Below are 2,396 nucleotides of genomic sequence, written 5' to 3'. Positions count from 1 at the left end.
TTACAATTTAACACGATTGCACACGGCCAATAATGATTTAACACCCGTGGAATATGAAATGGCCTTCGTAAAAGTGTCCGATTTTTCTTGAGCAGAACATTTCCTGTTGAATGTTTTCACGTATTCGTAACAAATAATACATCGCAGGGGTCTAGTATAGATAACGCATTTGGGTATCCGGTGAATAATCATCAATTTTATGCATCAACAAAAACTGCAGATGGGAATGACAGCGGACATCCAGTGGCATGGTGGGCAATTGGGAGGTAATAATGGGTATTGAAAAAATAAAACCCGAATTCAACAGAAATTATGATTATTTTTACAGCGCCTCAGCATCGGGCTTTGTTTACCGGCCGTATTCAGAACCCGGTGACTATCCTGATGACCTCAAACCTGTCAGTGATGAGTTGCACAACCAGCTGTTTAAAGAACAGGCAAACGGGAAGCAGATTGTGGCTGATGAGAATGGTTTACCCATTTTGGCAGACCCGCCTCCACCGACACCGGAGGAACTACAGCAACAGGCCGAATCAGAGAAGCGTTATCGTATGTCACAGGCTACCAATGCGATAGCCCCGTTACAGGATGCGGTTGACCTTGATATGACCACAAGCGAAGAGAAAGCTGCCTTAACCGAATGGCGCAAATACCGTGTGTTGCTCAACCGGGTCGACTGTTCCACTGCCCCCGATATCGCATGGCCGGAACCGCCGAAGTGAGGATGGGGTGACAGGTACAAAAAAGCCCTCGTGGGGAGGGCTAGTTAGTTTTTTAATCGCACATAACTTTCCCTGTTTTTTAATGCCTCATTAAATTGTTTCATTCTCATGTCTCTCGCTTCACTAGAAAGAGCTTTAGCTACTCCTTTGCAATTAGATGCTGACGCTAGCTCATGTCTGCGAGGGAACGTTGTTATATCCTCGCGATTTTTCATAGGATTACCTTACTTTGTAAGTAGTGAGCGAATATCACTTTCTTTAACGGCGTCCTTGCAATATTCTGATATTTTCTGGTGTTTGCCGCTAGAAAGCTCTTTTCTTCCGTAGCATTTATTTTTTTTCATGTCAAATTCTATTGTTACTTTAGCACCTTTTTTGATTCCTATCCATACAATTTCCTTTTTACTTGGGTGTATGCGCCAATGTAACGAGTCTGCTGATTCAATTTTTGACAAATCATTTAATATTTGCTGGACTGATTGATATCTATCTTTTTTGTTTTTTTCTAAACACTTATTAACTATTTTTATGATAGATCTCGGTACATGTAGTGGGTAATTTTTGAATGGAAAAGAGCCGTTTAATATCAATTCAACAGGATTATTTGTTGAGTGGAGTTGGTCAGCTTCATTGTTGAATTGCTCATGACCAACTAACATTCTGTACATAGTAACGCCAGCTTCATATATATCAGTAGTAAAGTCTAATTCTTCATCTGAGAATGACTCAGGAGAGCGATGTAAATTGTAAAGCATCTCTGGTGAGGCAAATCCAGCGTCATTAATCTTCTCAGCAAGACCAAAATCAGATAGTAAAGCTTCATCCCTATCAGAGAGCATTATATTATTTGGCTTTATGTCGAAATGAATTAATCCTTTTGTGTGGATATGATAAAGCCCACTTAAAAATTGAATTGAATACCTTATGATCTCACTAACTGTTAAAAATTTTTCATTCATTAAATTATGTATTGAGCCGTTTTTATAAAATGGTAATCCTAGGTAAATATTATTGCTATCTTGAGCTGCGTATTGTATTTGAACGACATTAGGATGAGCGCTTAAATATAATTTTCTTGCTTCATTAAAGTAACGGTCGTAATCAAAAATATTTTTTTTGATCTCCTTAATAACCAGATTACAGTCCAAATTTTTATCATGAGCTAAGATTACACGAGAGTTTTTTCCTTGCTCGTCTAGTTCTCTTATTTCTTTGAAAGATATGTGCGCATCAATATAAAATGGATTAATCATTATTAACCGCCGCAATAGCTACCATCATTGCTTCATTCATTGGTTTTTTGAAAGATGAATTATCTATGTTGTTTAGTTTCTTATATGAATTTAAAATGGAGTTATAATCATCTTTATTTATTTTTAGTCTGCTTATAATGGTGTTCATTCTCATTACAAAGTAATATTTCACATTACTACTTGATAATGCTTCTTGAATGACTGCTTCAATATAATATCTAAGGACACTTTTGTTTATTGAAACGCCCTCTGCTACACGTAACGCTGCGTTTTGAATCTGATACTCTCTAAGAATATCCAGTATACTATTACGAATATATTTTAACGCGATGCTCGACTTTTATGATGAGTTGAAATGACATAGCCGCTCCTTTATAACTTTAAGTCGTCAAAAATAGAGAAATAAAGGAACAAAAGGCTA

General features: G+C 37.0%; 3 protein-coding genes. 2 read left to right on the top strand and 1 reads right to left on the bottom strand.

Annotated features, from left to right (window positions below; genetic code table 11):
* Nucleotides 1–87 precede the first annotated feature (87 nt).
* Nucleotides 88–270, top strand: a complete 183-nt coding sequence (locus tag Xbud_RS21515) for a gp53-like domain-containing protein (protein WP_422645770.1) — start codon at nt 88–90, stop codon at nt 268–270.
* Nucleotides 271–272: 2 nt separating this feature from the next.
* Complete coding sequence (locus tag Xbud_RS18800) at nt 273–722, top strand: tail fiber assembly protein (RefSeq protein WP_099137504.1); 450 nt, start codon at nt 273–275, stop codon at nt 720–722.
* A 224-nt stretch (nt 723–946) separates the two neighbouring features.
* Here the strand turns inward: Xbud_RS18800 and Xbud_RS18795 are convergent, their stop codons facing one another.
* Nucleotides 947–1,975, bottom strand: coding sequence for a serine/threonine-protein kinase (locus Xbud_RS18795; protein WP_099137503.1), 1,029 nt, complete (start codon nt 1,973–1,975; stop codon nt 947–949).
* Nucleotides 1,976–2,396 lie beyond the last annotated feature (421 nt).

Source organism: Xenorhabdus budapestensis, from assembly GCF_002632465.1.
GTDB lineage: Bacteria > Pseudomonadota > Gammaproteobacteria > Enterobacterales > Enterobacteriaceae > Xenorhabdus > Xenorhabdus budapestensis.
The sequence above is the reverse complement of the archived record's forward strand: the minus strand, read 5'-3'. Positions and strand labels throughout refer to the sequence as shown.

Bases quoted from the DNA above. Each gene is read 5' to 3' on its own strand.
- Xbud_RS18795 (WP_099137503.1), bottom strand. From the start codon at position 1,975: ATGATTAATCCATTTTATATTGATGCGCACATATCTTTCAAAGAAATA.
- Xbud_RS18800 (WP_099137504.1), top strand. From the start codon at position 273: ATGGGTATTGAAAAAATAAAACCCGAATTCAACAGAAATTATGATTAT.